This is a genomic window from Mycobacteriales bacterium, assembly GCA_036497565.1.
Taxonomy (GTDB): Bacteria; Actinomycetota; Actinomycetes; order Mycobacteriales; family QHCD01; genus DASXJE01.
The window spans coordinates 19,783-42,802 of the sequence record DASXJE010000034.1; the positions used below are offsets into that span (position 1 = coordinate 19,783).

General features: G+C 71.1%; 18 protein-coding genes and 1 riboswitch. Of the genes, 7 read left to right on the forward strand and 11 right to left on the reverse strand.

Going from position 1 to position 23,020, the window contains the following annotated elements; genetic code table 11:
• Nucleotides 1-264 precede the first annotated feature (264 nt).
• Together VGH85_03320 and VGH85_03325 are read left to right on the forward strand one after the other, a co-directional pair.
• Nucleotides 265-1,530: a GGDEF domain-containing protein gene (locus VGH85_03320; protein HEY2172822.1), complete on the forward strand. Its 1,266-nt coding sequence runs from the start codon at nucleotides 265-267 to the stop codon at nucleotides 1,528-1,530.
• Between the two features lie 68 nt (nucleotides 1,531-1,598).
• Nucleotides 1,599-1,847: a PspC domain-containing protein gene (locus VGH85_03325; protein HEY2172823.1), complete on the forward strand. Its 249-nt coding sequence runs from the start codon at nucleotides 1,599-1,601 to the stop codon at nucleotides 1,845-1,847.
• 21 nt (nucleotides 1,848-1,868) lie between these two features.
• On the opposite strand, the gene VGH85_03330 is transcribed toward VGH85_03325, so the two are convergent.
• The 5 genes from VGH85_03330 to VGH85_03350 all read right to left on the reverse strand — a co-directional run bounded on the left by VGH85_03330 (nucleotide 1,869) and on the right by VGH85_03350 (nucleotide 9,666).
• Nucleotides 1,869-3,212 carry a glycoside hydrolase family 3 N-terminal domain-containing protein gene (locus VGH85_03330; GenBank protein HEY2172824.1) on the reverse strand — a complete coding sequence of 448 codons (1,344 nt, stop codon included), beginning with the start codon at nucleotides 3,210-3,212 and terminating at the stop codon, nucleotides 1,869-1,871.
• A 58-nt stretch (nucleotides 3,213-3,270) separates the two neighbouring features.
• Complete coding sequence (locus VGH85_03335) at nucleotides 3,271-6,267, reverse strand: bifunctional [glutamine synthetase] adenylyltransferase/[glutamine synthetase]-adenylyl-L-tyrosine phosphorylase (protein ID HEY2172825.1); 2,997 nt, start codon at nucleotides 6,265-6,267, stop codon at nucleotides 3,271-3,273.
• Between the two features lie 4 nt (nucleotides 6,268-6,271).
• The gene (locus tag VGH85_03340; protein ID HEY2172826.1) at nucleotides 6,272-6,991 is read right to left on the reverse strand and encodes a type 1 glutamine amidotransferase; all 720 of its coding nucleotides are present in this window, start codon (nucleotides 6,989-6,991) and stop codon (nucleotides 6,272-6,274) included.
• An 8-nt stretch (nucleotides 6,992-6,999) separates the two neighbouring features.
• Complete coding sequence (locus VGH85_03345; GenBank protein ID HEY2172827.1) at nucleotides 7,000-8,358, reverse strand: glutamine synthetase family protein; 1,359 nt, start codon at nucleotides 8,356-8,358, stop codon at nucleotides 7,000-7,002.
• A gap of 81 nt (nucleotides 8,359-8,439) precedes the next feature.
• Entirely contained in the window at nucleotides 8,440-9,666 is a 1,227-nt protein-coding gene (locus VGH85_03350) for an Ig-like domain-containing protein (GenBank protein ID HEY2172828.1), read from the reverse strand.
• A 217-nt stretch (nucleotides 9,667-9,883) separates the two neighbouring features.
• Here VGH85_03350 and VGH85_03355 point away from each other — a divergent pair, with 217 nt between their 5' ends.
• Nucleotides 9,884-11,611, forward strand: a complete 1,728-nt coding sequence (locus VGH85_03355) for an NAD+ synthase (protein ID HEY2172829.1) — start codon at nucleotides 9,884-9,886, stop codon at nucleotides 11,609-11,611.
• 56 nt (nucleotides 11,612-11,667) lie between these two features.
• Complete coding sequence (gene panB, locus VGH85_03360; GenBank protein HEY2172830.1) at nucleotides 11,668-12,519, forward strand: 3-methyl-2-oxobutanoate hydroxymethyltransferase; 852 nt, start codon at nucleotides 11,668-11,670, stop codon at nucleotides 12,517-12,519.
• A 383-nt stretch (nucleotides 12,520-12,902) separates the two neighbouring features.
• Here panB and npdG read toward each other — a convergent pair whose 3' ends face one another.
• From npdG to VGH85_03375, 3 genes are all read right to left on the reverse strand, one after another.
• Nucleotides 12,903-13,595 (reverse strand): NADPH-dependent F420 reductase, encoded by a 693-nt coding sequence (gene npdG, locus VGH85_03365; protein HEY2172831.1) that lies wholly within the window; start codon nucleotides 13,593-13,595, stop codon nucleotides 12,903-12,905.
• Nucleotides 13,596-13,637: 42 nt separating this feature from the next.
• Nucleotides 13,638-14,294 carry a histone H1-like repetitive region-containing protein gene (locus VGH85_03370; protein HEY2172832.1) on the reverse strand — a complete coding sequence of 219 codons (657 nt, stop codon included), beginning with the start codon at nucleotides 14,292-14,294 and terminating at the stop codon, nucleotides 13,638-13,640.
• 89 nt (nucleotides 14,295-14,383) lie between these two features.
• Nucleotides 14,384-14,542: a hypothetical protein gene (locus tag VGH85_03375; GenBank protein HEY2172833.1), complete on the reverse strand. Its 159-nt coding sequence runs from the start codon at nucleotides 14,540-14,542 to the stop codon at nucleotides 14,384-14,386.
• Between the two features lie 245 nt (nucleotides 14,543-14,787).
• On the opposite strand from VGH85_03375, the gene VGH85_03380 reads away from it, so the two are divergent.
• Nucleotides 14,788-16,239, forward strand: coding sequence for a trehalose-6-phosphate synthase (locus tag VGH85_03380; protein ID HEY2172834.1), 1,452 nt, complete (start codon nucleotides 14,788-14,790; stop codon nucleotides 16,237-16,239).
• Nucleotides 16,240-16,243: 4 nt separating this feature from the next.
• Here VGH85_03380 and otsB read toward each other — a convergent pair whose 3' ends face one another.
• The 3 genes from otsB to VGH85_03395 form a co-directional block, all read right to left on the reverse strand.
• Complete coding sequence (gene otsB / locus VGH85_03385; protein ID HEY2172835.1) at nucleotides 16,244-17,053, reverse strand: trehalose-phosphatase; 810 nt, start codon at nucleotides 17,051-17,053, stop codon at nucleotides 16,244-16,246.
• 90 nt (nucleotides 17,054-17,143) lie between these two features.
• Complete coding sequence (locus VGH85_03390) at nucleotides 17,144-18,160, reverse strand: arabinan endo-1,5-alpha-L-arabinosidase (protein ID HEY2172836.1); 1,017 nt, start codon at nucleotides 18,158-18,160, stop codon at nucleotides 17,144-17,146.
• Between the two features lie 23 nt (nucleotides 18,161-18,183).
• Nucleotides 18,184-20,751: a M14 family zinc carboxypeptidase gene (locus VGH85_03395; protein ID HEY2172837.1), complete on the reverse strand. Its 2,568-nt coding sequence runs from the start codon at nucleotides 20,749-20,751 to the stop codon at nucleotides 18,184-18,186.
• 100 nt (nucleotides 20,752-20,851) lie between these two features.
• Nucleotides 20,852-20,931, forward strand: a riboswitch (ZMP/ZTP riboswitch).
• Nucleotides 20,932-20,968: 37 nt separating this feature from the next.
• Here VGH85_03395 and VGH85_03400 point away from each other — a divergent pair.
• Both VGH85_03400 and VGH85_03405 read left to right on the forward strand, forming a co-directional pair.
• Nucleotides 20,969-21,787 (forward strand): tetrahydrofolate dehydrogenase/cyclohydrolase catalytic domain-containing protein, encoded by an 819-nt coding sequence (locus VGH85_03400; GenBank protein HEY2172838.1) that lies wholly within the window; start codon nucleotides 20,969-20,971, stop codon nucleotides 21,785-21,787.
• Nucleotides 21,788-21,875: 88 nt separating this feature from the next.
• A partial coding sequence (locus VGH85_03405) for a hypothetical protein (protein HEY2172839.1) occupies nucleotides 21,876-23,020 on the forward strand: 1,145 nt, incomplete at its 3' end.

The following is a 23,020-nucleotide window of genomic DNA, read 5'->3' on the forward strand; positions in this document are numbered from 1 at the left end:
GTAGTGGGTTTTGTCCACTCGGTCTGCGGTCGTGGACCCGCGTGCGGATCAGGTCCAGTTGGTGTGCCGGGTCCGGGTCCAGTTGGTGTGCCGGGTCCAGTTGGTGTGCCGCATGTGGATCGCCTCCGCGTCGTGGTGTGGACGATGCATAGAATGCCGCCTGTTCTCGAGTTGACAACACCACCGGTAACGGGCAGCGTCGCGTCAACTACACAGCGACAGCTGATCCGGCAGCGTCGAAGGTCCCGAGCGGAGCGTTGGCACGTGGTGAGAGAGGCGGCGCAGGGGCCGCTGCGAGGTAAGGCTGCGACGGTCCGGTCCTGGCCGCTGTGGTCGCTCCCACCTGCCGCGCTGGCCTTCGTCCTGGCGGTCGACGTCGCTGCCGGCCTGGCCGCGGTCTGGGCGGTCGTCGACGGCGGACTTGGCACCCGGTCGGAGCTGGTGAGCTGCCTGGCGCTGGTCGCGGCCGCGCTCATCTGCGTCGAGGTCGTCCGCCGGATCGGCGAGACCACCGACATCGCCCAGGACCTGATGGCGGTCTGGACGCTCCCGATCGGGCTGCTCTTCCCGCCGGTCTACGCGGTCGCCGCCCCGGTGCTGGACCGCTGTTGGACCCAGCTGCGGGTGCGGCCCTCCCCGGTCTACCGGCGGGTCTTCACCACGGCCGGGGTCCAGCTCGCCCTGCTCACCGCCGGCCGGGTGTTCCACGCCCTGGCCGGATCAGCGGTGACCGGGTCGGCGTGGGCGGCGCGACCGGCGGTCCTGCTCGCCTCGGCCGCAGTGGCCGGGGCATGCTGCGCAACGGTCACCGCGGTGCTGGTGGCGACCGCGGTCCGGCTCACCACGCCGGAGACCCGCTGGCTCGCGCTGCTGCTCGACGCCGACGTCGTCCAACTCGCGGGCGTCGAGGTCTGCGGGGGCGTGGTGGTGACGGCGCTGGTCGCCCAGTCACCGCTGCTGATCCTCGCCGCGCTGCCGCCGATGATGATGCTGCAACGCTCGCTCTCCCATGCCCAGTTGCGCACGGCCGCCCGCACCGACACCAAGACCGGGCTGCTCAACGCCGGCACCTGGCATCGCGAGACCGTCCGCGAGATCGCCCGGGCCGCTCGCGGGCAGCAGGCGCTGAGCATCCTGCTGATCGACGTCGACCACTTCAAGGCGGTCAACGACACCCACAGCCACCTCGCCGGAGACGACGTCCTCGCCGAGCTCGCCCGGCTGCTCGAGGACCAGTTGCGCCCCTACGACATCCTCGGCCGGTTCGGGGGCGAGGAGTTCGTGGCGACGCTCCCCGACACCGGTGGCCGGGTCGCCACGGCGGCCGCCGAACGGCTACGCCGCGCGGTCGCCGAACACCCGTTCAGCGTCGGGGACGACGTCGTCCACATCACGGTCTCCATCGGGGTCGCGGGCGACCGCGGCCGGATCACCGACCCGACCGAGCTTCTCGCCGCCGCCGACGCCGCCCTGTACGAGGCCAAGGCCGCCGGCCGCAACCGGGTCATGGACGACGCCGGCCCGATCTGAGACAGATCAGGGTCCGATCAGGGCTTTCCCCGATGCGCAGGATGCCTGCGGCGCGGCAGCCTGGATGCATGACAGAGAACACCGGAGCCATCGCACCCCGCCGCACCGTCACCCGTCCGCGCACGGGCCGCATGATCGCGGGCGTCTGCGTGGGCACCGCCGACTACCTCAACATCGACGTCACCCTCGTCCGGTTCGCGCTCGTCGCGTTCACCCTGCTCGGCGGCGCCGGCCTGGCCGCCTACCTCGCCGCGTGGCTCATCATCCCCGAAACGGGTAGCGACCAGTCCGTGCTCGGTCGACTCCTGCACCACTGAGCCGCCGGCCGCCGGCCGGGCTCAGCCGCACCGAAGCAGGCCCGAGCGGTACTTGCTGAGCAGCACGTGCCGCACCGCGTCGTCGACGCGGGCCCGGAACTGCGCGTCGTCGGCGGCCCGGGCCCGCAGGTCGGCGAGCATCGGCGCGACGTCCGTCGGCTGCACGGTCAGCACCAGGTCACCGCCGGCGGCGACGAAGTCGACCGCCCGCTGGCCGGCCGGCACCGCACTGACCGCCACGGCGGCGCCGAGATCGTCGGAGACGACCATCCCGTCGTAACCCCACTGGTTGCGCAGGAGACCGTCGATGACGGCGCTGGAGAACGCCGCGACGTGGTCGGGGTCCAGTCGCGGGTAGGTCGCCGACGACACCATCACCGCGGCCCCGGCCTGGATGCCGGCCTGGAACGGCCGCAGGTAGGGGTCGCTCGCCGACGTCACGGAGTCGACGGCGGCGATGGAAGTGTCGGTGTTGGCCCGCACCCGGCCGAGCCCGGGAAAGTGCTTCACCGTCGCCGACAGCCCCTGCGATCGCATCGCTGCGACGACGGTGCCCACCCGGGAGGCGACGGTGGCCGAATCGCTGCCGTATTCGCGACCGAAGGCCCCGATCGGCGGATTCTCCGCCGCGGTCCCCGGCGGGACGGTGTCGGAGACCGGGGCGAGGTCGAGGGTGATCCCGGCGCGGGTCAGCTCACCGGCCCAGGTCGCCGTCTGCTCGCGCAGTGTGGAGATCGACAACTGACCCTGATCCACCGCCGACGGGATCGATGCGAAGCCCGGGCCGCGCAGTGACTGCACGAGCCCGCCCTCCTGGTCGACCGCGACCTGGACCCCGATGCCGGTCGTCGCCCGCGCGGTGGCCTGCAGCTGCGCTGTTTCGGCCCGGAGCTCCTCGACGCTCGCCGAGCTGTGTCCCTGCAGAAAGATGTTCCCGACCCCGGACTGCACCAGCGACGTCCCGGACGCCGGGTCGGTGGCGGGGACGCCGACCATCAACAGTTGGCCGACGCGACGGTCCAGGCTCATTCCGGTGATCCTCGACCGCACGCACCGCGCTGATGCCGGCAGCGCCGGCGCAGCCGGCTTCGGCGGCGGCCGCCGCGACCTCGTCGGGCTCGGCGTCGGCGTCGGCTTCGGAGTCGGGCTCGCCGTCGTCGCGGTCGGCGACGGCCGATGCCGGGTCGGCGACGGCGTGGTGTGCGTCGGTGTCGCCGACGCCGTGGTCGGTGCCGGGTCCGGGGACGTCGTCGCCGGGCCGGCGGCGGAGTGGTGCGCGGTCGAGCCGCCGCATCCCGCCGCCACGAGGAGCGCCCCCGCCGCCGAGAGCGCAAGCAGACGTCGCGCCTGGCGTGAGGAATGCATCAATTCATGGTCGCACGGGCCCACCCTGCCCAGGCCAGGGGCGATTTATGCCGGAACGTCAGCGGATGGGGTCGGCGTAGAAGACCCGCTCGACGACCCGGCGGGCCCGGCGGGCGGCCCGCCGGTAGTCCTCCAGGAACTGGCCCGGGTCGCGACCCGGCGGGTAACCGAGCACGCGGGTGACCCCGGTGAGGACGCGACCACGGCGCGGCAACTGGTCGTCGGCCCGGCCGCGCACCAGCATCATCGCGTTGCGCGCGCGGGTCGCGAGCAGCCAGGACGCCTCCAACGCGGCGACGTCGTCGGCGTCGAGCAACCCCGCCGTGGCGATCGCCCGCAGCGCGTCGAGAGTGCGGGTGGTCCGTAGTTCCGGATGCTCCGCGGCATGGCGGAGCTGCCACAGCTGCACGGTCCATTCGACGTCGGCGAGGCCGCCCGGGCCGAGCTTCGTGTGCGTCGCGGGATCCGCGCCGCGCGGCAGCCGCTCCGCGTCCACCCGCGCCTTGATCCGCCGGATCTCGGTGACCTCCGGCGCCTTGAGCCCACCGGCCGGGTAGCGCACCGGATCGATCAGGTCGACGAACCGCTGACCGAGCACCGGGTCGCCGGCCACCGGGGCGGCGCGCAGCAGCGCCTGCGCCTCCCAGACCGCGCTCCACCGCGCGTAGTAGGCGGCGTACGACGCGAAGCTGCGGACCAGCGGGCCGTTGCGGCCCTCCGGGCGTAATCCCGCGTCCACCTCCAGCGGCGGGTCCGGAGCCGGACGCCGGAGCAGGCGCACCGCATGCTCGACGATCGCGGTGGCGGCGGCGCCCGCCGTCTGCTCGTCCGTCCCATCGACCGGCTCGTGCACGAACATGACGTCGGCGTCCGAGCCGTAACCGAGTTCGCGGCCGCCGAGACGACCCATCGCGATGATCGCGATGCGCGTCTGCGGCGGGCCGTGCTCGGCGGCGTATGCCCGCAGCGCCGCGGTGAGCGCCGCATCGAGGGTTGCCGCCGCGATCGCGCTGAGCGCGTCACCGACCTCGACGACGTCGATCAGGTCCAGCAGGTCGGCGCAGGAGGTCCGGAGCAGTTCCCGACGGCGCATGCCGCGCACCGCGAGGACCGCGGAATCGGGACCGGGCTGGCGGCGGGCCACCCCGACGAACGCGCTGCGCAGCGCCGCACCGTCGCGCGGAGCGAGTTCGGCGGCGTCGCCGAGCAGCCGCAGCGCCTCGGGCGCGCGAGCGAGCAGGCCGGCGGCGTAACGGCTCGACCCGAGCACCGTGGCCAGCCGGTCGGCGACCGGGCCTTCGTCGCGCAACAGCCGCAGATACCAGGGCGTGGCCGACAGCGCCTCGGACACCTGCCGGTAGGACAACAACCCGGCGTCGGGATCGGGTGCGTCGGCGAGGAGACCGAGCAGCGCCGGCAGCAGCGTGCGCTGGATCGCCGCGCGCCGGGACACCCCCGCCGTCAGCGCCGCGAGGTGGTTGAGCGCACCCTCCGGATCGTCGAACCCCAGCGCGACGAGACGCGCGCGGGCGGCCTCCGGGGTGAGCCGCAGCTGGTCGGTCGGCATCCGCGCGACAGTGGTGAGCAACGGCCGGTAGAACAGCTTCTCGTGCAGCCGGCGGACCTCGCGGGCATGTCGGGTGTGCTCGGCCTCGAAGACGGCCCCCACGTCACCGCGCGCATCCGGCGCCAGACCCATCGCCCGGGCCAGGCGGCGTACGCCGGCCGGGTCGTCGGGCAGCAGGTGGGTACGACGCAACCGGTGGAGCTGGAGCCGGTGCTCGGCGACGCGCAGGAACCGGTAGGCGGCGGCGAGTGTGGCGGCATCCTCCCGGCCGACGTATCCGCCGGCGGCGAGCGCCTCGAGCGCGACCAGCGTGCTGCCGTCGCGCAGCGTCTCGTCGGCCCGGCCGTGCACCAGTTGGAGCAGCTGTACGGCGAACTCGACGTCCCGCAGCCCTCCCGGGCCCAGCTTCAGCTCGCGGTCGGCGAGATGACCCGGGAGGGTGTCCTCGACCCGCCGCCGCATCGCCTGGACGTCGCCGACGAAGTCCTCGGCCTGGGCGGCGCTCCACACCATCGGGGCGATCGCGGCGATGTAGGCGCGGCCGAGGTCGAGGTCGCCGGCGACCGGCCGCGCCTTCACCAACGCCTGGAACTCCCAGGTGCGGGCCCAACGCTCGTAGTAGCTCTCGTGGCTGGCCAGCGTGCGCACCAGCGGGCCGTTCTTTCCCTCGGGGCGCAGGGCGGCATCGACCGGCCACGCGACCTCGGCACAGATCCGCATCATCGAGCTGGCGAGCAGGGTCGCCGTACGCAGTGCCGCATCGTCGTCGCCGGAACCGACGGGTTCGGCGACGAAGACGACGTCGACGTCGCTGACGTAGTTGAGCTCGCGCCCGCCGCACTTGCCCAGACCGATGACGGCGAGCCGGCATTCGGCGGCGCCGGCGGGCAGCGCGGCGGCGGCCAGGGCGAGCGCGGCCTGCAATGTCGCCGCGGCAAGGTCGGCGAGTTCACCGGCCACCTCGTCGACATCGGCCGTCCCGGCGACGTCGCGGGCCGCCAGGACGAGCAGGAGCCGGCGGTAGGCGACCCGCAGCCGACCCACGCCCGCCGCGTCGCGCACACCGATCGCGGTCAACAGTCTGGCGGTGAGGTCGTGCTCGGACGGCCTGCTCGCCGGCTGCGCCTCGTCGGTGAGCAGCGTCCAGTCTTCGGGATGCGCGACCAGGTGATCGCCGAGCGCCGAACTGGCGCCGAGCAGACCCAGCAGCCGCGCGCGCAGCCCGGCGCTGGACCGCAGCGCGTCGAGCAGCGCCGTTCGGTCGGGAGCCGCCTCGGCCAGCCGGTTCAGGGCCAGCAGCGCCAGGTCCGGATCGGCGGCGGCCGCCAGCGCCGCGACCACCTCGTCCGCGCCCGGACCCAGCAGCTCGAGGGCGTCGAGGTCCCACAGACCGAGCGCCGGGTCGGCGAGCAGCCCGCCGGTCCGTCGGACGTCGGCGAAACCGAGGCGTGCCAGCGGGTCGGAAATCCGCCGGCCGAGCTCGCTCACCGGCCTACCGGACCTCGGCGTCGCGGCGCGTGAGGTCGGCGAACCGGCCCACCACCGGCGCCCACACCTCCTGCAGGTCGGGGTGCGTCGTCTCCACCTGGGCGAGGAGCTTCTCCAGGTCGATCCCGTTGTCGGCCAGGTAGCCGGCCTCCGCCGTCGCCCAACCGCGGACCACATCGGGGGTGGTCTCGATGTGGAACTGCACGCCCCAGGCCCGCTCACCGATGCGGAACGCCTGATTGACGCAGCGCGGGGACGCCGCGAGCAGCTCCGCTCCCGGCGGCAGCTCGGTCACCGCGTCGTGATGCCACTGCAGCACGTCCGGGGTGAAGGGCAGCGGCCCGAACAGCGGGTCGGCGACGGCGCCGTCGCGCTTCGCCACCAGCCCCGGGCCGACCTCCGTCTGGTCGCCGGCCGGCCCGACCCGGCCGCCGGTCGCGTCGGCCAGCAGCTGCGCGCCGAGACATATCGCGAGCACCGGCAGTCCGGTCCCGACCGCTTCCCGCAGCAGGCCCTTGAGCGGGGCCAGCCAGGCGACCGAGTCCTCGTCGTACGCCGACATCGCGCCGCCGAGCACGACCAGGGCGTCGATGGCGTCCAGGCCGACGGGAAGCGGGTCGCCGGCGTAGGGCCGGACGACCTCGACCGTCAGGCCGGCGTCGGTGAGCCAGTCGCCGAGCGGTCCGGCCGGGTCGTCGGCGGCGTTCTCGACGACCAGCGCCACCGGCGCCACTACAGGACCCGCAGGTAGCGCTCGATCTCGTACGGCGTCACCTGCACGCGGTAGTCCTCCCACTCCGCGCGCTTGTTGCGCAGGAAGTAGTCGAAGACGTGCTCGCCGAGCGTCTCGGCGACCAGCTCGGAGGTCTCCATGGTCCGCAGCGCATCCGAGAGGTTGTGCGGCAGGTCGTCGTAGCCCATCGCTGCCCGCTCGACGTCGGTGAGCGCCCAGACGTCGTCCTCGGCGCCGGCCGGCAGCTCGTACTGGCCCTCGATCCCGGCCAGGCCGGCGCTCAACAGCAGCGCGTAGGCCAGGTAGGGGTTGCACGCCGAGTCCAGCGACCGCACCTCGATCCGGGTCGAGTTGGCCTTCCCGGGCTTGTACATCGGCACCCGCACGAGCGCCGATCGGTTGAGGTGACCCCAGCAGACGTACGCCGGCGCCTCGGCCAGCTGGTGCGGCAGCGGCTCCCCGAACAGTCGCTTGTAGGAGTTGACCCACTGGTTGGTGACGGCCGCGATCTCGCGGGAGTGCCGGAGGAGGCCGGCGATGAACGAGCGGGCCGTCTTGGAGAGGTTCAGCTCGTCGGACGGGTCGTGGAAGGCGTTGCGGTCGCCCTCGAACAGCGAGAGGTGGGTGTGCATCCCCGAACCCGGCTGGTTGGTGAAGGGCTTGGGCATGAAGGTGGCGTGCACGTTCTGGGAGAGCGCCACCTCCTTGACCACATGCCGGAAGGTCATGATGTTGTCCGACGTGGACAGCGCGTCGGCGTAACGCAGGTCGATCTCCTGCTGGCCGGGAGCGCACTCGTGATGGCTGAACTCCACCGAGATGCCCATCGCCTCCAACGCCGAGACCGCGACCCGGCGGAAGTCGTGGGCGACGTCGTGCGTGGTCAGGTCGAAGTAGCCGCCGACGTCGACCGGCTCGGGCGGTGCGCCGTGTTCGGGGCGGCTCTTGAGCAGGAAGAACTCGATCTCGGGGTGGGTGTAGAAGGTGAACCCCATGTCGCTGGCCTTGGCCAGGGCCCGGCGCAAGACGTGGCGGGGATCGGCCCACGACGGCGTCCCGTCCGGCATCGTGATGTCACAGAACATCCGGGCCGCGTCGCCGGTGTCGTCGTGCTGCCACGGCATGATCTGGAAGGTGGCCGGGTCGGGCTTGGCGATCATGTCGCTCTCGTAGACCCGGGCGAACCCCTCGATCGCCGACCCGTCGAACCCGATTCCCTCGGCGAACGCCCCCTCCAGCTCGGCCGGCGCGACCGCGACCGACTTGAGGAAGCCGAGCACGTCGGTGAACCACAGGCGGACGAAGCGGATATCCCGCTCCTCTAGCGTCCGCAGCACAAACTCCCGCTGCCTGTCCACAGGTCTCCCCCTCGCTCGGCGTACCTCCGACCTCAGTGTGCCGGTCGAGGTTTCCGCCGGGTACCCGACCCCGCGGGCGGGTTACTGGTGGAGGGCGCTGCCGGCGGCCCAGGCCTTCCAGCTGTCGTTCCAGGCGCCGTAACCGTCGTCGACCGGGAGCTGCGGCGAGCCGCCCACGATGTTCACGATGTCCCCGGAGCCGAAGTGGTCGTAGAACCACTTCCCGTTGGCCATCGACAGGTTGACGCAGCCGTGGGTGACGTTGGCGTAGCCCTGGACGTCGTCGGTGCCGTCGTTGACGTGGACGAACTCGCCGTCGTCGGAGATCCGCACCGCCCAGTACGCCGGGAAGTTCGCGTAGCCGCCCGGAGCGTTGGCCGGCAGGCCCCAGCTCGCCGAGTTCATGTAGTAGACGGGGTACTTGAACTCGACCACGTGCGGCCCGTTGTGGGTGGGCAGTTCCGGGCGCCCGAAGCTGGTCGGCAGGGTCCGGACCTTCTTGCCGTTGTGGTAGATCGTCAGCGTGTATTTGCTGACATCGCCGATGGCGGTCCAGTTGTCGTGGATCTTGAAGGAGACGTGCCGACTCTCCTGGCCATAGATGTTGTTGCCGACGTTGACGCCGTAGAGGTTGACGTCGACGTGGACCTTCGTGCCGACCTTCCAGTAGACCTTCGGCCGCCATTGCACGTCCTGGTCGGTCATCCAGTGCCACGCCCCGACCTGCGCGGGGTCACTGGTCACCTTGAGGTGCCGCTGGACGCCGGCCTTGTCGGCGATGTTCTCGTCGAAGCGCACGTCGATCGGCTGCCCGATGCCGACCGAACCGGTCGAGGCCGCCGGGAAGACGGTCGGATCGGTGAGGGTGGCCGGGGTCACGGTCTTGAACGAGCTCTTCGTGGTCAGTTCCTTGCCTGCGGCGTTGGCGCCGACCGCCGTCAGCGCGTAGGACTTCGCGTAGCCCAGGCTCACCGCGGAGACCCAGCTGCGGTGGTCGGCCGACAAGGTCCCGGCGATCTGCTTGCCCGTGGCATTGGTCATGACCACCGAGGCGAGCGTGCCGTGGCTGGCCCGCACCGTGACCGGCTTGGCGACGTCGACGTCCCGAGTGCCGGTCACCGGATTGACAGCGAGGGCGACGGGGGGCGGCGGTGCCGGCGGGGCGGCCTTCGCCTTGTGGGCCGCGGCGCCACCTGCTCCCGACGCCGTGTGACTACTGCCGGTCGTCGACGTACATCCGGCCACCAGTGCCAGAACGGCCATGCCGCCGACGACAGCCGCCTTGTTGAGCGCACCAGAGCTGCGCATCCCACCCCACATGAGCTGCCCTCCGTACCATCCGCCCCAGCGGACAAGGAACTGCGATCACAGTCTGACACCAGGTAGACGCATTCGACCCGAATATCGTGCGTGATGGGTACTAGGAATGTTGTAACAGTCTGGCAACGGCCGTCGCTTGGAAGGCATTTCAGCGCATTTGAGGTCTGGCTGGAGCAGCATTCGGCGGCCGCGCGAGAATGGAAACATGCCGCAGTTGCGCCTCGCGCTCGCCCAGATAGATGTCACCGTCGGTGATCTCACCGCCAATTCCGCCGCGGTCCTCTCGTGGTCCAGGGCGGCCGCCGCCCGCGGAGCCCACCTGGTGGTTTTCCCCGAAATGGCGCTCACCGGCTATCCCCCGGAGGATCTGGTACTGCGCGACTCATTCCGCGCGGGCAGCACCGACGCGCTCGAGCAGCTGGCCCACACCCTGGCCGACGAAGGGCTCGGCGACCTGGCCGTGGTGGTCGGTTACCTCGACGCCGACGGCGGCCCGCGCAACGCCGCCGCCATGCTGCACGGCGGGCGGGTCGTCGCCCGCTACTTCAAGCACCATCTGCCCAACTACGGCGTCTTCGACGAAGCCCGGTACTTCCGTCGTGGTGACACCTTCACCGTCGTCCGGCTGTGCGGCATCGACGTCGCGCTGACGATCTGCGAGGACCTGTGGCAGGACGGCGGACCGTTCGCTGTCGCCGCCCGCGCCGAGGTCGGCCTGGTCCTGTCGATCAACGGCTCGCCGTACGAGCGCAACAAGGACGACGAGCGGCTCGACCTGGCCGCCCGCCGGGCCCGGGAGGCCGGCACGGCGCTGGCCTACGTCAACATGGTCGGTGGGCAGGACGAGCTCGTCTACGACGGCGACTCGATGGTCGTCGACGCGGCGGGCCGGGTGATCGCGCGGGCCCCACAGTTCGTCGAGACGCTCTTCGTCGTCGACCTCGATCTCCCGGGCCGGCGCGGCACCGTCACCGGCCCGACGCTGGGGATGACCGTCGAACGCCACCTGGTGTCCGACGCGGCGGTGCCGGCGTACGACCCGCTACCCCCGACGGTCGCCGAGCCGCTCAGCGAGGAGGCGGAGATCTACGCCGCGCTGGTCGCCGGCACCCGGGACTACGTCGACAAGAACGGCTTCGAGCGCGTCTACATCGCGCTCTCCGGCGGCATCGACTCGGCACTCACCACCACGATCGCGGTCGACGCGCTCGGCGCCGACCGGGTGCATGCGGTGGCGATGCCGTCGCGCTGGTCCACCGAGCACTCCCTCGGTGACGCCGAGGAGCTCGTCCGGCGCCAGGGGGTGCACTACCAGGTGGTGCCGATCGCCGAACCGGTCGACGCCGTCGAGAAGCACATCGAATTGCACGGGCTGGCCGCGGAGAACCTGCAGGCCAGGATCCGCGGGGTGATCGTGATGGGGCTGTCCAACGAGCACCCGCCGTCGATAGTGCTGACCACCGGCAATAAGAGCGAATTGGCCACCGGCTATTCGACCCTCTACGGCGACTCCGCCGGGGGTTTCGCGCCGATCAAGGACGTCCCCAAGACCGTGGTGTGGGCGCTGTCCCGCTGGCGCAACGCCGAGGCCGACAAAAACGGTGAGACGCCGCCGATTCCGGAGAACTCGATCACCAAGCCGCCGAGCGCGGAATTGCGGCCCGGACAGCTCGACACCGACTCGCTGCCCGACTACGGGGTGCTCGACGCGATCCTGGTCGGCTACGTCGACGAGGACCGCAGCAGCGCCGACCTGGTGGCCGACGGGCACGACCCGCAGATCGTCGAGCGGGTGATCGGGCTGGTCGACCGGGCCGAGTACAAGCGCCGGCAATACCCGCCAGGACCGAAGATTTCGGTCAAAGCGTTCGGGCGTGACCGACGTCTCCCGATCACCAGCCGGTGGAAGGAGACGGCACCGCCCCCGGAGTGACACCATCGGGGCAGGACCCGGGGACCGGAAACGGCCTCGAGGAAGGACGGCGCGACATGGGACATGACACCCCGGCCGGCGCGGAGCCCACGCTCTACGGCGGACCACCCACCCGGCGGGTGCGGATACCGCACCTGATCGATGCGAAGAACCGCGGCGAGCGGTGGGGAATGCTCACCGCCTACGACCAGTACTCGGCGGAGATCTTCGACGAGGCCGGCATCCCCGTGCTGCTGGTCGGCGACTCGGCGGCGAACAACGTCTATGCCTATCCGTCCACCCTGCCGGTGACCGTCGACGAGCTGATGCCGCTCGTCCGGGCCGTCGTACGGTCGACGCGCCGCGCACTCGTCGTCGCCGACCTGCCGTTCGGTTCCTACCAGGCCGGGGCGACGCAGGCGCTGGAGACCGCGGTCCGCTTCATGAAGGACGGCGGTGCGCAGGCGGTGAAACTCGAAGGCGGACAACGTGTGGTTCCGCAGGTCGAGGCCCTCGTCGGGGCCGGCATCCCCGTGATGGCCCACATCGGCTTCACGCCGCAAAGCGAACACGAGCTGGGCGGCTACCGCGTCCAGGGTCGCGGCGAATCCGGCGACGAGTTGGTCGCCGATGCGCAGGCGCTGGAGCGAGCGGGTGCGTTCGCGGTGGTGCTGGAGATGGTGCCGGCGCTGGTCGCCAAGCGGATCACCGGCGAGCTGTCGGTCCCGACCATCGGCATCGGTGCGGGGCCCGACTGCGACGCCCAGGTGCTGGTCTGGCAGGACATGGCGGGCCTGCGCGGCGGAAAGGTGCCGCGGTTCGTCAAGCAGTTCGCCGACCTGCGCACCTCGCTACGGGACGCCGCCACGGCGTACGCCGAAGAGGTTCGGGACGGCAGCTTCCCGAACAGCGACCAGAGCTTCCACTAACCCTGCGCCAGGCGCCCCTCGACGCCCGCGGCATCATCGGACGCTGTACTCGCATTTGCCGACCGAATCGGCGAGTAGAGCGTCCGATGATCACCGCACCCAGTACCCGGGTGCCGTGCGGCCGGCTCCACCGGATCGCTGTGCCCTCGCTCCGCTCAGCGACGCAAAGGCACAGTTCCGCTCGACCGGATCGCTGTGCCCTTGCTCCGCTCAGCGACGCAAAGGCACAGTTCCGCTCAACCGGATCGCGGTGCCCTCGCTCCGCTCAGCGACGCAAAGGCACAGTTCCGCTCAACCGGATCGCTGTGCCCTTGCTCCGCTCAGCGACGCAAGGGCACAGGGGATGAGAGACGGGGGTGGGCTCCGGTGGAGGGGCGTCGCTCTTACCGGTCGATGTCGGTGATCCGGATCCCGGCGTGGGCCTTGTAACGCCGGTTGATCGCGATGAGGTTGGCGGTGAACGCCTCGACCTGGCCGGCGTTCCTGAGCCGACCGGCATAGACACCATGCAGACCGGGGACGAGATCGGCCAGCGCCCGGACCGTGTCGGTCGCCGCACGGTCCTCGCCGAGGACCAGGACGTCGCACTCCACCCTGGGTACGTCGGGGTCCGCCAGCAGGACGGCGCTCACGTGGTGGAACGCGGCGACGACGCGACTGTCCGGCAGGAGCGCGGCCGCCTGCTGCGCGGCACTCCCCTCGGGTACGTCGAGCGGATACGGCCCGCGCTCGTCGAAGCCGATCGGGTTGACGCAGTCGACCACGATCTTGCCGGCGAGAGACGGGCGCAGCGCCTCGATCGTCGCCGCGTGACCGTCCCACGGCACGGCCACCACGACGAGATCGGCGTGTGCCGCGACGCCGGCGTTGTCCTCGCCGCGGGCGGGGCGTGCCGCACCGGACGGAAGGGACCGGTTCACCTCGTCCGCGGCCGTGGCCGCCCGGCTCTCGTCCCGCGAGCCGATCAGCACCTGCAGCCCGCACAAAGCGAACCGCAGGGCCAACCCTCGGCCCTGCGGTCCGGTGCCTCCGAGCACACCGATCGCGAGATCGGCTACGCCGTGGTTGTCGTCCATGGCGTCATCTTCGCAGGAGGCATCAGCTGCGAAGATTGCGGTTCAGCGGGTGGTACGACGACCGCTCGTCTTGCGGGCGGGCGACCTGCGGGTGATGGTCTTGCGGGCACCGCTCACCTTGCGGGCCGTCGTCTTGCGGGCGCCACTCACCTTGCGGGCGGTTGCCTTGCGGGCACCGCCCACCTTGCGGGCCGTCGCCTTACGGGCCCCGGTCGTCTTGCGCGCCGTCGTCTTGCGGGCGCCGGTGGTCTTGCGAGCAGGACTCTTGCGCGCGGTGGTCTTGCGCGCCGTCGTCTTGCGGGCGGTCGACTTGCGCGCAGGAGCCTTGCGGGCGGTGGTCTTCTTCGCCGCGCTCTTACGCGCCGCCGGCGTGCGCTTGGCAGCCTTGCGGGCACCGGTGGTCTTGCGGGCCGTGGTCTTACGGGCCGTGGTCTTGCGCGCACCGGTCGTCTTGCGGGCAGGTGCCTTGCGGGCAGCTGTCTTACGAGCGGTGGTCTTGCGGGCACCGGTGGTCTTGCGGGCGCCGGTGGCCTTGCGGGTGGTCGTCCGCTTCGCCGCCGGCGACTTGCGCGCGGTGGTCTTCTTGGCTGCGGATGACTTCCTCGCCGTGGTGGCCCGACGGGTGGTCGGGCTCTTCTTCGCCGCGGAGGTCCTACGCACGGACTTCGCGGCCCTACTGGTCGTGGCCCTTGTCGGCATGTCTGCCTCCTTGACAACAGCGGTTGTAGATCACTGAAGAGTGCGAGCCCTATACCGTCAACCCGCCACGCCGCGCAAGTACCGAGAACTTAGCCGCCGCTGTTCCATGCTTCATCCTCGGCATCCCACTTCTCATTGCGTTCGCGCACAATTTCCAGCGCACGCGCGGCCTCATCCGGAGAACTGAATGGCCCGAGTCGATCGGCATTGGAGCACCCGTCGTCTTCCTCGACGACGTTGTGCTTCAAGCACCACCACCAACCCCGTTCCACTCCAAACCTCCCCGTTACCCCGAATGTTGACAGTCAGAGTGCCACGAATGTTGCTCCGTGTCGCGTAAATGCCAGCAAGAACTAAATAGTGCCAGAGCGGCGATGTGCGTCGACGACGAGTCGCAGTAGTCGTCGAATAGCGGACCTGTGTTGATGACGAAGCGCAATTATCCAGTAGGGGCAGGCAATCCCGCCTTCACGCACCCGATAGCCTCTTAGGTATGTCAGGCACCCGAACGCTACTCGCCGCGTCCAATCGCGGGCCGATATCTCTTGTCGCAGACGAGCACGGAGACGTGCGCGCCGAGCGCGGCGGAGGCGGTTTGGTCAGTGCAATGCAGTCCGCACTGTCGGCCGGCGACGGCCTGTGGGTGTGCAGTGCGATGAGTGAACGGGAGCGAATGGTGGCCCGCCGGGCGCCGGGCGGACGGCTCGCCGACGCCGGTATCGACGTCGGCGATCTCGACGTCCGGATGCTGCCGATCGACGTCGCGACCTTCGGGCGGGCCTACAACGGGATCGCCAACTCGACCCTGTGGTTCATCAACCATCTGCTTTACGACGCACCGTTCAAGCCGGTCTTCGACTACGCATGGCGACGCCAGTGGGCGTCCTACGAGCGGTACAACGCGATGTTCGCCGGCGCACTGGCCGAGGATGCCGCCGAGGGCGCGACCGTCATGGTGCAGGACTACCACCTCTTTTTGACCCCGCAGATGCTGCGGGAGCGGCGTCCGGACCTGCAGATCGGCCATTTCACCCATACCCCGTGGGCTCCGCCGGACTATTACACGATGCTTCCGGACGATGTCGCGGCATCGGTGCTCACCGGGCTTCTCGGCGCGGACCACCTCGGATTCCACTGCGACCGGTGGGCGAAGGCGTTCCTCCGGTGCTGTCAGGCGGTGCTCGGCGCCGATGTGGACGAGTCCGCCGGCACGGTCACCCACGACGGCCGGGTGACCCGGGTCGGGGTGCACGCACTGGGCACCGACGGTGACGAACTGCGGGAGCGGGCGCACCGGCGCGACGTCGAGCGCAGCCTCGACGACCTGCGCGACATCATCGGCGACCGCAAGGTCATCGGCCGGGTCGACCGCACCGAGCTGTCAAAGAACATCGTGCGCGGCCTGCAGGCCTATCGCGAACTGCTGCGGACCCGGCCCGAATGGCACGGTCGCGTCGTACACGTCGCCTATACCTACCCGTCGCGGCACGACCTGCCTGAGTACCGGGAGTACACGGCGGTGGTGCAGCGCCTCGGCCGCGAGATCGAGGACGAGTTCACCACCGACGACTGGACCCCACTGGTGCTCGAGGTGGGGCACGACTACCCGGGCTCGCTCGCCGCGCTCCGCGCGAGCGACGTCCTGCTCATCAACCCGGTCCGCGACGGCATGAACCTGGTCGCGCAGGAGGGCTGCATCCTGTCCGAGCACGACGCGGCGCTCGTCCTGTCCCGCGAGGCCGGAGCCGTCGACCTGCTCGGGAACGACGCCCTGCTGGTCAACCCGTTCGACGTGACCGGCACCGCCGACGCCCTCCACCAGGCGTTGCTGATGCCCCAGGAGGAGCGGCGGGAGAAGGCGCAGCGGCTGGTGCAGGCGGCCACCGCGCTGCCCCCGGCCGACTGGTTCGCCGAACAGCTCGACGCGGTCCGCGCCGCCAGCTGACCAGTCAGTTGATCGCGTCGGCGAGGTCGGTGAGGAAGCCGACCATGCCGGCCGGGCCCTCGACGACCACGTCGGCGCGGGCGGCCACCTCGGGCACCTCGGCGGACGCGCTGCACACCGTCAGCCCGGGGGTCCCCTCGCCGCGCAGGGCCTCGACCGCGTCGTACGCCGGAAGATCGCCGAGGTCGTCGCCGCCGAAGAGGACCGCCGACGGCCGGTGCTCGGCGACGAGCCGCCGGATCGCACCACCCTTGTCGACGCCGGACGAGCGCACCTCGACGACGGCCCGGCCCGCGCTCGCCTCGAGCCCGTGCTCCTCGGCGAGCGCGATCACCCGGGGGGCGAGCGCCTCGAGCTCGCCGTCGGGATCGGGACTACGGCGGGTGTGCACGACCAGCCCGAGCGTCTTGTCCTCGATCCATACCTGCGGATCGGTGCCGTCGAGCACGCCGGGCAGCGCGGCGCGCATCGGCGCCAGGCCGGGCGCGGGATCGGGTGCGGCCAGCGCTCCGTCCTGCCATTGCTCGGCGCCGTACTGCCCCAGGACGACGATGCCGGGCACCGACTCCAAACCGCCCAACTCAACGGCGACACGAGCGGCCCGGCCGGTCACGATCGCCAGCAGACCGACCCGTCCGGCGAGGACCCGCAGCGCGTCGGCGGCACCGTCGGCCAGTCGACTGGATGCCGGGTCGGACACGATCGGGGCGAGGGTGCCGTCGAAGTCGAGGGCGACGAGGGCCTCAGCCGGCGCGGCGCGCAACGCCGCCAACCCGGCTCGTCCCCCGTCGGTGCGCGGCTCCGGCAGTGACATGCGCTGTCCTCATCGACGTCGGGCGTGGATCGGGTCAGCCTACTGACCTGGTCCCCCGTCCCGCCGCAGACGTGAGGCGCGAGATCACGGTCACGGCCGGACGACCGGCCATCCGTTCGGCCAGGCGAGCCGGTTGATGGCGAGCCGCGGGGTGCCCGCGTCCCGGCCGTTGTAGTAGTGGTAGACGAGCAGGTCCTGCCCCCGGTCCCGCAGCACGGTCTGCCCGCCCGGCCCGATCACGTAACCGTGCGTGGCGAGGATTGTCGTGCCGCCGTCGTCGAGCAGCGGGGTGCCGGATTGGTCGACGTACGGGCCGGTGATGGCGCGGGACCTGCCGACCCGGATGTTGTAGGTGCTGCTGAGCCCCTGGCAGCAGAAGTCGTACGACGCGAAGAGGTAGTAGAAGCCACCGTGCCGGTAGATGTAGGCGCCCTCGATCGCGTCCGGCGCGGGCCGCTGCGCGAGGTTGTAGCGGGGTGTGTCCGGGCTGGTCGGCTTCCCGGTGCGGGGATCCAGCGCGATCATCTTGATGCCGCTCCAGAATGATCCGAACGACAGCCACCATTGACCGGACGCGTCGACCGTCAACCCCGGGTCGATCGCATTGAAATCGTCAGTCGCCGACGACGCGTAGACCAGACCCTGGTCCCGCCAGCTCCCCGGCCGCGCGGTCCGGCTGGTCGCCAGCCCGATGGCCGAGTGGTTGGACCCGAACGACGAGACCGCGTAATAGAGCCAGTAGGTCCCGTGGTGGTAGGACACGTCCGGCGCCCACAGGTCCTTCGCGCCGTCCGGCTGGTACGCCGATGCCCAGGTCGCTCCGCCGGGCAGCACCTCGCCGACGAACGTGTAGTGCACCCGGTCCGGCGAGTGGCGGATCTCGATGCCGTTGTGGGTGGAGAAGACGTAGTAGCTGCCGTCGGCGACCCGGATCATCGACGGGTCGTGGGCCGACGCCCCGCCGAGCACCGGCTCCGGGTTGGGATAACTCGCCGCGGCGCCTCCTGCGGCGCCCGAGGGCACCGCGGTCAGCAGGGTGACGGCCGCGCACCCCAGCAGGACCGCCGCGGCCCGCAGCCGCCGCCACACACCTCTCGTCCGGGCCATGTCGGGTCCTCCGTATCCGGTCGTCACTGCGCGGAGACGAACAGCGGCGTCGCGCCGTCGCGGGTGAGCTCGTCCGGCAGGGTGCGTACCCAGGGCGCCGGGTCGCTCGCGGCGCGCCGACCGAAGTCGACGAAGTACGACACCGACATCGATGCGCGCGACGTCCGGTAGGTGACCCCGTGCGCCCGCAGCACTCGTGCGGTGGTGGCGGCATCAGCGGTGCGGGCGGTCACGATGAGATCGGCGCCGAGCGGTTGCACGATCTTGGTCGCGGCGAGCCGCGCCCGCTGCTCGGCCGGCAACCGCGCCGCCGAGCCGATCCGGGGCGCCGGGGTCGCCGGCCGCACGGTCGTCGCATTCCGCGAGTCGACGATGGCGTCGTAGAGCAGGCGGGCGCTGCCGTCGGTGAAGGCCCGGAAGTTGGGCTCGACGGAGAACACCGTGACGTGACCGGTCCCGGCCCGCTGGTCGACCTCGGCGGCGGTGGTGCCGAGTTCCTCGGCGCCCTTCTGATAGCCCGAGGTGAACCAGTCCGGCGAGGTCGCGGACGGATATGACGCGACGACGTCGGCCGGGTCATTCGCGCGCATGACGGGGTCGCCGGCGTACATCACCCAGTCGGTCGGACCGACGCCGGCCGTGAGCGGGTTGTGCGCGGCGGTGTCGACCCGGAACAGGGTCCCCGGCACCTGCGACGTCGGGTTGGTGAGGGTGACCGTGGACAGCCCGAGCCGGGTGGCGAGGTCGGTGCCGCCCTGCCACCCGACGTAGCGGCCGCCGCCGTTCACCCACTGGGTGAGCGCGGTCTTGCCGGTGTCGCCGAGAATCTTCGCCACCGTCGCCGCGTCGAGGTCGGGGGTGAGCAGCACGTCGATGTTGTTCAGGGTGGAGGCGTTGACCTGGTCCGGCGTCAGGACGGACGCGGCGACGTGCCAGTCCTTCGCCAGCCGCCAGCGCAGCCAGCCGGTGCTCTCGGACGGGCGGAACGGGCTCGAGGTGTAGCTCAGGATCCCGATCCGGGGCAGCGCCGAGGGCAGCTTCATCGCCGGCACCCGCTGCAGCGGCAGCGTCGTGGCGGCCGGGTGCAGGCTCGTGCCGGTGTATCCGCCGTCGAGGTTGTTCAGCAGCGGCATGCTCCAGCCGCTGACGTCGTAGAAGTACGGGAACGGCACGTAGGTGTCCTCGTTGAGCATCGCCTGGATCCAGTGCTTCTGCGCCTGCGCCATGGGGATCCAGTAGGTGCCGGCCGGCATCGTGGTCGGCGTGGGCTGGCGGCCGTACGCCGTGTAGTCCGGGACGTAGAGCGGCTTGCTCAGACGGTAGACCGAGACGTCGGCCTGCTGCAGCCGGCGGACCACCGCCGCCAGATCGCGGGCCTTGGCGCCGCTGCCGCGCAGGAAGTAGCCACAAACCCGGATGTCGGGGACCTGGAACTGCACGGTGTGACCGGGGTTGTAGACCCTGTTGGGCTGCAGGGTGCACTGCCGGCCCTCTCTCGCCGCGGTCACGAAGCTCTGGTGCCAGCCGGTCAGGATCGACTGCCGGTGGGTCGCGCCGGCGTACAGCGAGGTGATCGCCGACAGGTAGTGCTTGTAGGTCTGGTCCGGGTACGACGCGTCCTGACCGACCTCGTAGGTCATGCCGGCGGCACCGAAATCGCTGGTCGGGACGCTGTCGCCGTAACCCTGGTAGAAGAGGTCGTAGCCGGACTGGTAGGTCTCGAAGGACAGCTGCTTGGCCGTGAACGCCGCGCCGTTGTCCGCGCCGTAGAGGTTGTTGATCCAGTCGACCGACTGGTCGCTGGTCTCGTGGTAGATCGGGTCGGAGTTGGGCGGGAAGAAGTAGCTGGAGCCGCCCATGCCGTGCTCGTCCATGTAGAGCTGCGGCGGGTACTGCGCCAGCAGGTCGAGCTTGCCGGACGTCTCCGGCTGCGTGCGGGCGAACCAGTCGCGGTTCATGTCGAAGTTGTAGGCGTTGGTGCGTACGTCGTCCGCCCGGCCGTCGGGGTTCTGCGTCGGGATGATCCCGACGAGTGCGTGGGACAGGATGGCCCGGGCCACGCAGTCGGTCCGGTCGGCGAGCTCGTAGAGGATCCGCAGGCTGGCGTCCCCGCCGGCCGCCTCATTGCCGTGCACGTTGGCCGAGAGCCACAGGATCGTCGGCATCCGGCGTTCGATCGCCGACGCCTGCCCGGCCGGGAGATCCGGCCGGCGGAGCTTCGCCGCGTCGCCACGGATCTGCGCGAGCTTGGCCGGGCTGAGGTTGCCGGCGGCACTCACCAGGGCGTACTTCAGCGGCCGTCCCGTCACGGTGCGGGCGAAGGTGCCGCTGGTGACCTGGTCGCTCGAGCGGTCGACCGCACCGAGGTAGCGGTTGAGTTGTTCGTCGGTCGCCTCGCGGCTGCCGAGCGTGAAGCCGAGGACGTGCTGCGCGGTTGGGGTGGTCCCGCGGAAGGTCGGCGTCGTCGTCGTCGGGCTGCACGCGCCCGCGGCTGCGGCCGGAGCCGCGGGAGTACCCGCGGCCGCGGTCGCGCTGCCGGCGGCGAGTAGTGCTCCGGCGACCAGAGCGGCACCGATCCGACGTCCCCACATGAGGCAACCTCCGCGGCACTCGAAACTTCCGAAAAGTGATCATTGGTAGGTACTCCCCCGGCGTGAGCCCGTCAAGAGATCGACGCCGGCTGCGATAACCTGAGCCGCACACGACTGGCGTAGGTGGGTCACCACCGGGGAGTGCTGGGTTCGGGAGCGTCGTACGCCTGGGTGCTCCTCACCACTCGAGTGAGGAGATGCCGTGACCGCGACCATCATGGACGGCAAGGCGACCGCCGACGCGCTGCTGGCCGACACCGCCGAGCGGGCCGCGAAATACCTCAGCGAGCACGGCCGCCGACCGTGTCTGGCGGCGGTTCTGGTCGGTGACGACCCGGCGTCGCGCACCTACGTGCGGATGAAGGCCAGGCGGAGCCAGAGCGTCGGCCTCGAGTCCCGGCCGATCGAGTTGGACGAGACGACGACGACCGACGAACTCGTCGCGGCGATCGACGCGCTCTCCGCCGACGACGGCGTCGACGGGATCCTCCTGCAGCACCCGGTGCCCGCCCAGATCGACGAACGCGCCGCGTTCGAGGCCATCGCCCCGGCGAAGGACGTCGACGGCGTCACCCGGACGTCGTTCGCGAAGATGGCGTTCGGCGAGCCGGGATTCGCCTCGGCCACGCCCGGCGGGATCATGCGGCTGCTCGACGCCTACGACGTCCCGCTCTCCGGCAAGCATGCGGTCGTCGTGGGCCGGAGCCCGATCCTCGGCAAGCCGCTCGGGATGCTCCTGCTCGGCCGCAATGCGACGGTCACCTACTGCCACTCGCGCACGGTCGACCTGCCCGGGCTGGTGGCGGAGGGTGATGTCGTCGTCGCCGCCGTGGGGCGGCCCGAGCTCGTCAAGGGTGCCTGGATCAAGCCGGGCGCCGTGGTGATCGATGCCGGCTACAACCCCGGCAACGTCGGCGACGTCGAGTTCGAGACCGCGGCCGACCGGGCCTCGCTGATCACCCCGGTCCCAGGCGGCGTGGGACCGATGACCATCGCCGTACTCCTCGCCCAGACGGTGGATGCCGCAACCGGATAGTGGACATCGAGCGCGCGCTGGTGGACCATCTGGCGCACGTAGCCCGGTCGTTCGGCGGGATGCGGCCGATCTTTTGGGGGAGGACCCTGTGCGTCGTCAAGTCCTGTTAGCCCTGCCCGCCGCACTCGCGCTGGCGCTGTCGGTCTCGGCCGTCGCGGGCGCCAGCCCGTCCACGCAGGCCGGCACCGTACGCAACACCCACGTCTGTGACCGCCCGGCACCCGGCTCCGCCGGCTGCCTCGCGATCCGTCATGACTCGGTGACCGCCCACGGAGACGCGGTCTCCCATGCCACACCGGCCGGTTACGGCCCGCCGGCGATCCGCTCCGCCTATGGGCTCGGCGCCGCCAAGTCGGGCACGGTGGCGATCGTCGACGCGTTCGACGACCCGAAGGCGGAGGCCGACCTCGGCGTCTACCGCAAGCAGTTCGGCCTGCCGGCGTGCACCACCGCCAACGGCTGCTTCAAGAAGCTCAACCAGAGCGGCGGGACGACCCGCCCGCCCGCGGACGGCGGCTGGGCGCAGGAGATCTCGCTCGACCTCGACATGGTCAGCGCGGCCTGCCCCGCCTGCAAGATCCGGCTGGTGGAGGGCACCAGCGCGTCGTTCAGCGACCTGGGCAAGGCCGAGAACACCGCGGCGGGCCTCGCCGGGGTGAAGGCGGTCAGCAACAGCTACGGCGGCAGCGACAGCCGCCAGGTCGCGGCGTATCGGCACCCGAATATCGCCATCACCGCGTCGACCGGCGACGCCGGCTTCGGCGTACAGAGTCCGGCCTCCTTCGACTCCGTCATCGCGGTCGGCGGCACGTCGCTGCGCCGCGACTCGTCCGCACGCGGTTGGCACGAGACGGCGTGGAACGGCGCCGGCTCGGGCTGCTCGACGCTCAACGCGAAGCCGACCTGGCAGACCGCCGCGACGAAGTGCAGCGGCAAGGCGAGTGCCGACGTGTCGGCCGTCGCCGACCCGAACACCGGCGTCGCGGTCTACGACTCCTTCGCCTTCCAGGGCGTCAGCGGATGGCTGGTCTTCGGCGGCACCAGTGCCTCGTCACCGATCATCGCCAGTGTCTATGCGATGTCGAGCCACCTGCCGTCCTTCCCGGCGTCCTACACCTGGGCACACCCCGGCGGCCTCAACGACGTGACGAGCGGCCGCAACGGCACCTGCTCCCCCGCCGTGTGGTGCACGTCGGCGAAGGGCTGGGACGGTCCGACCGGGCTCGGCACGCC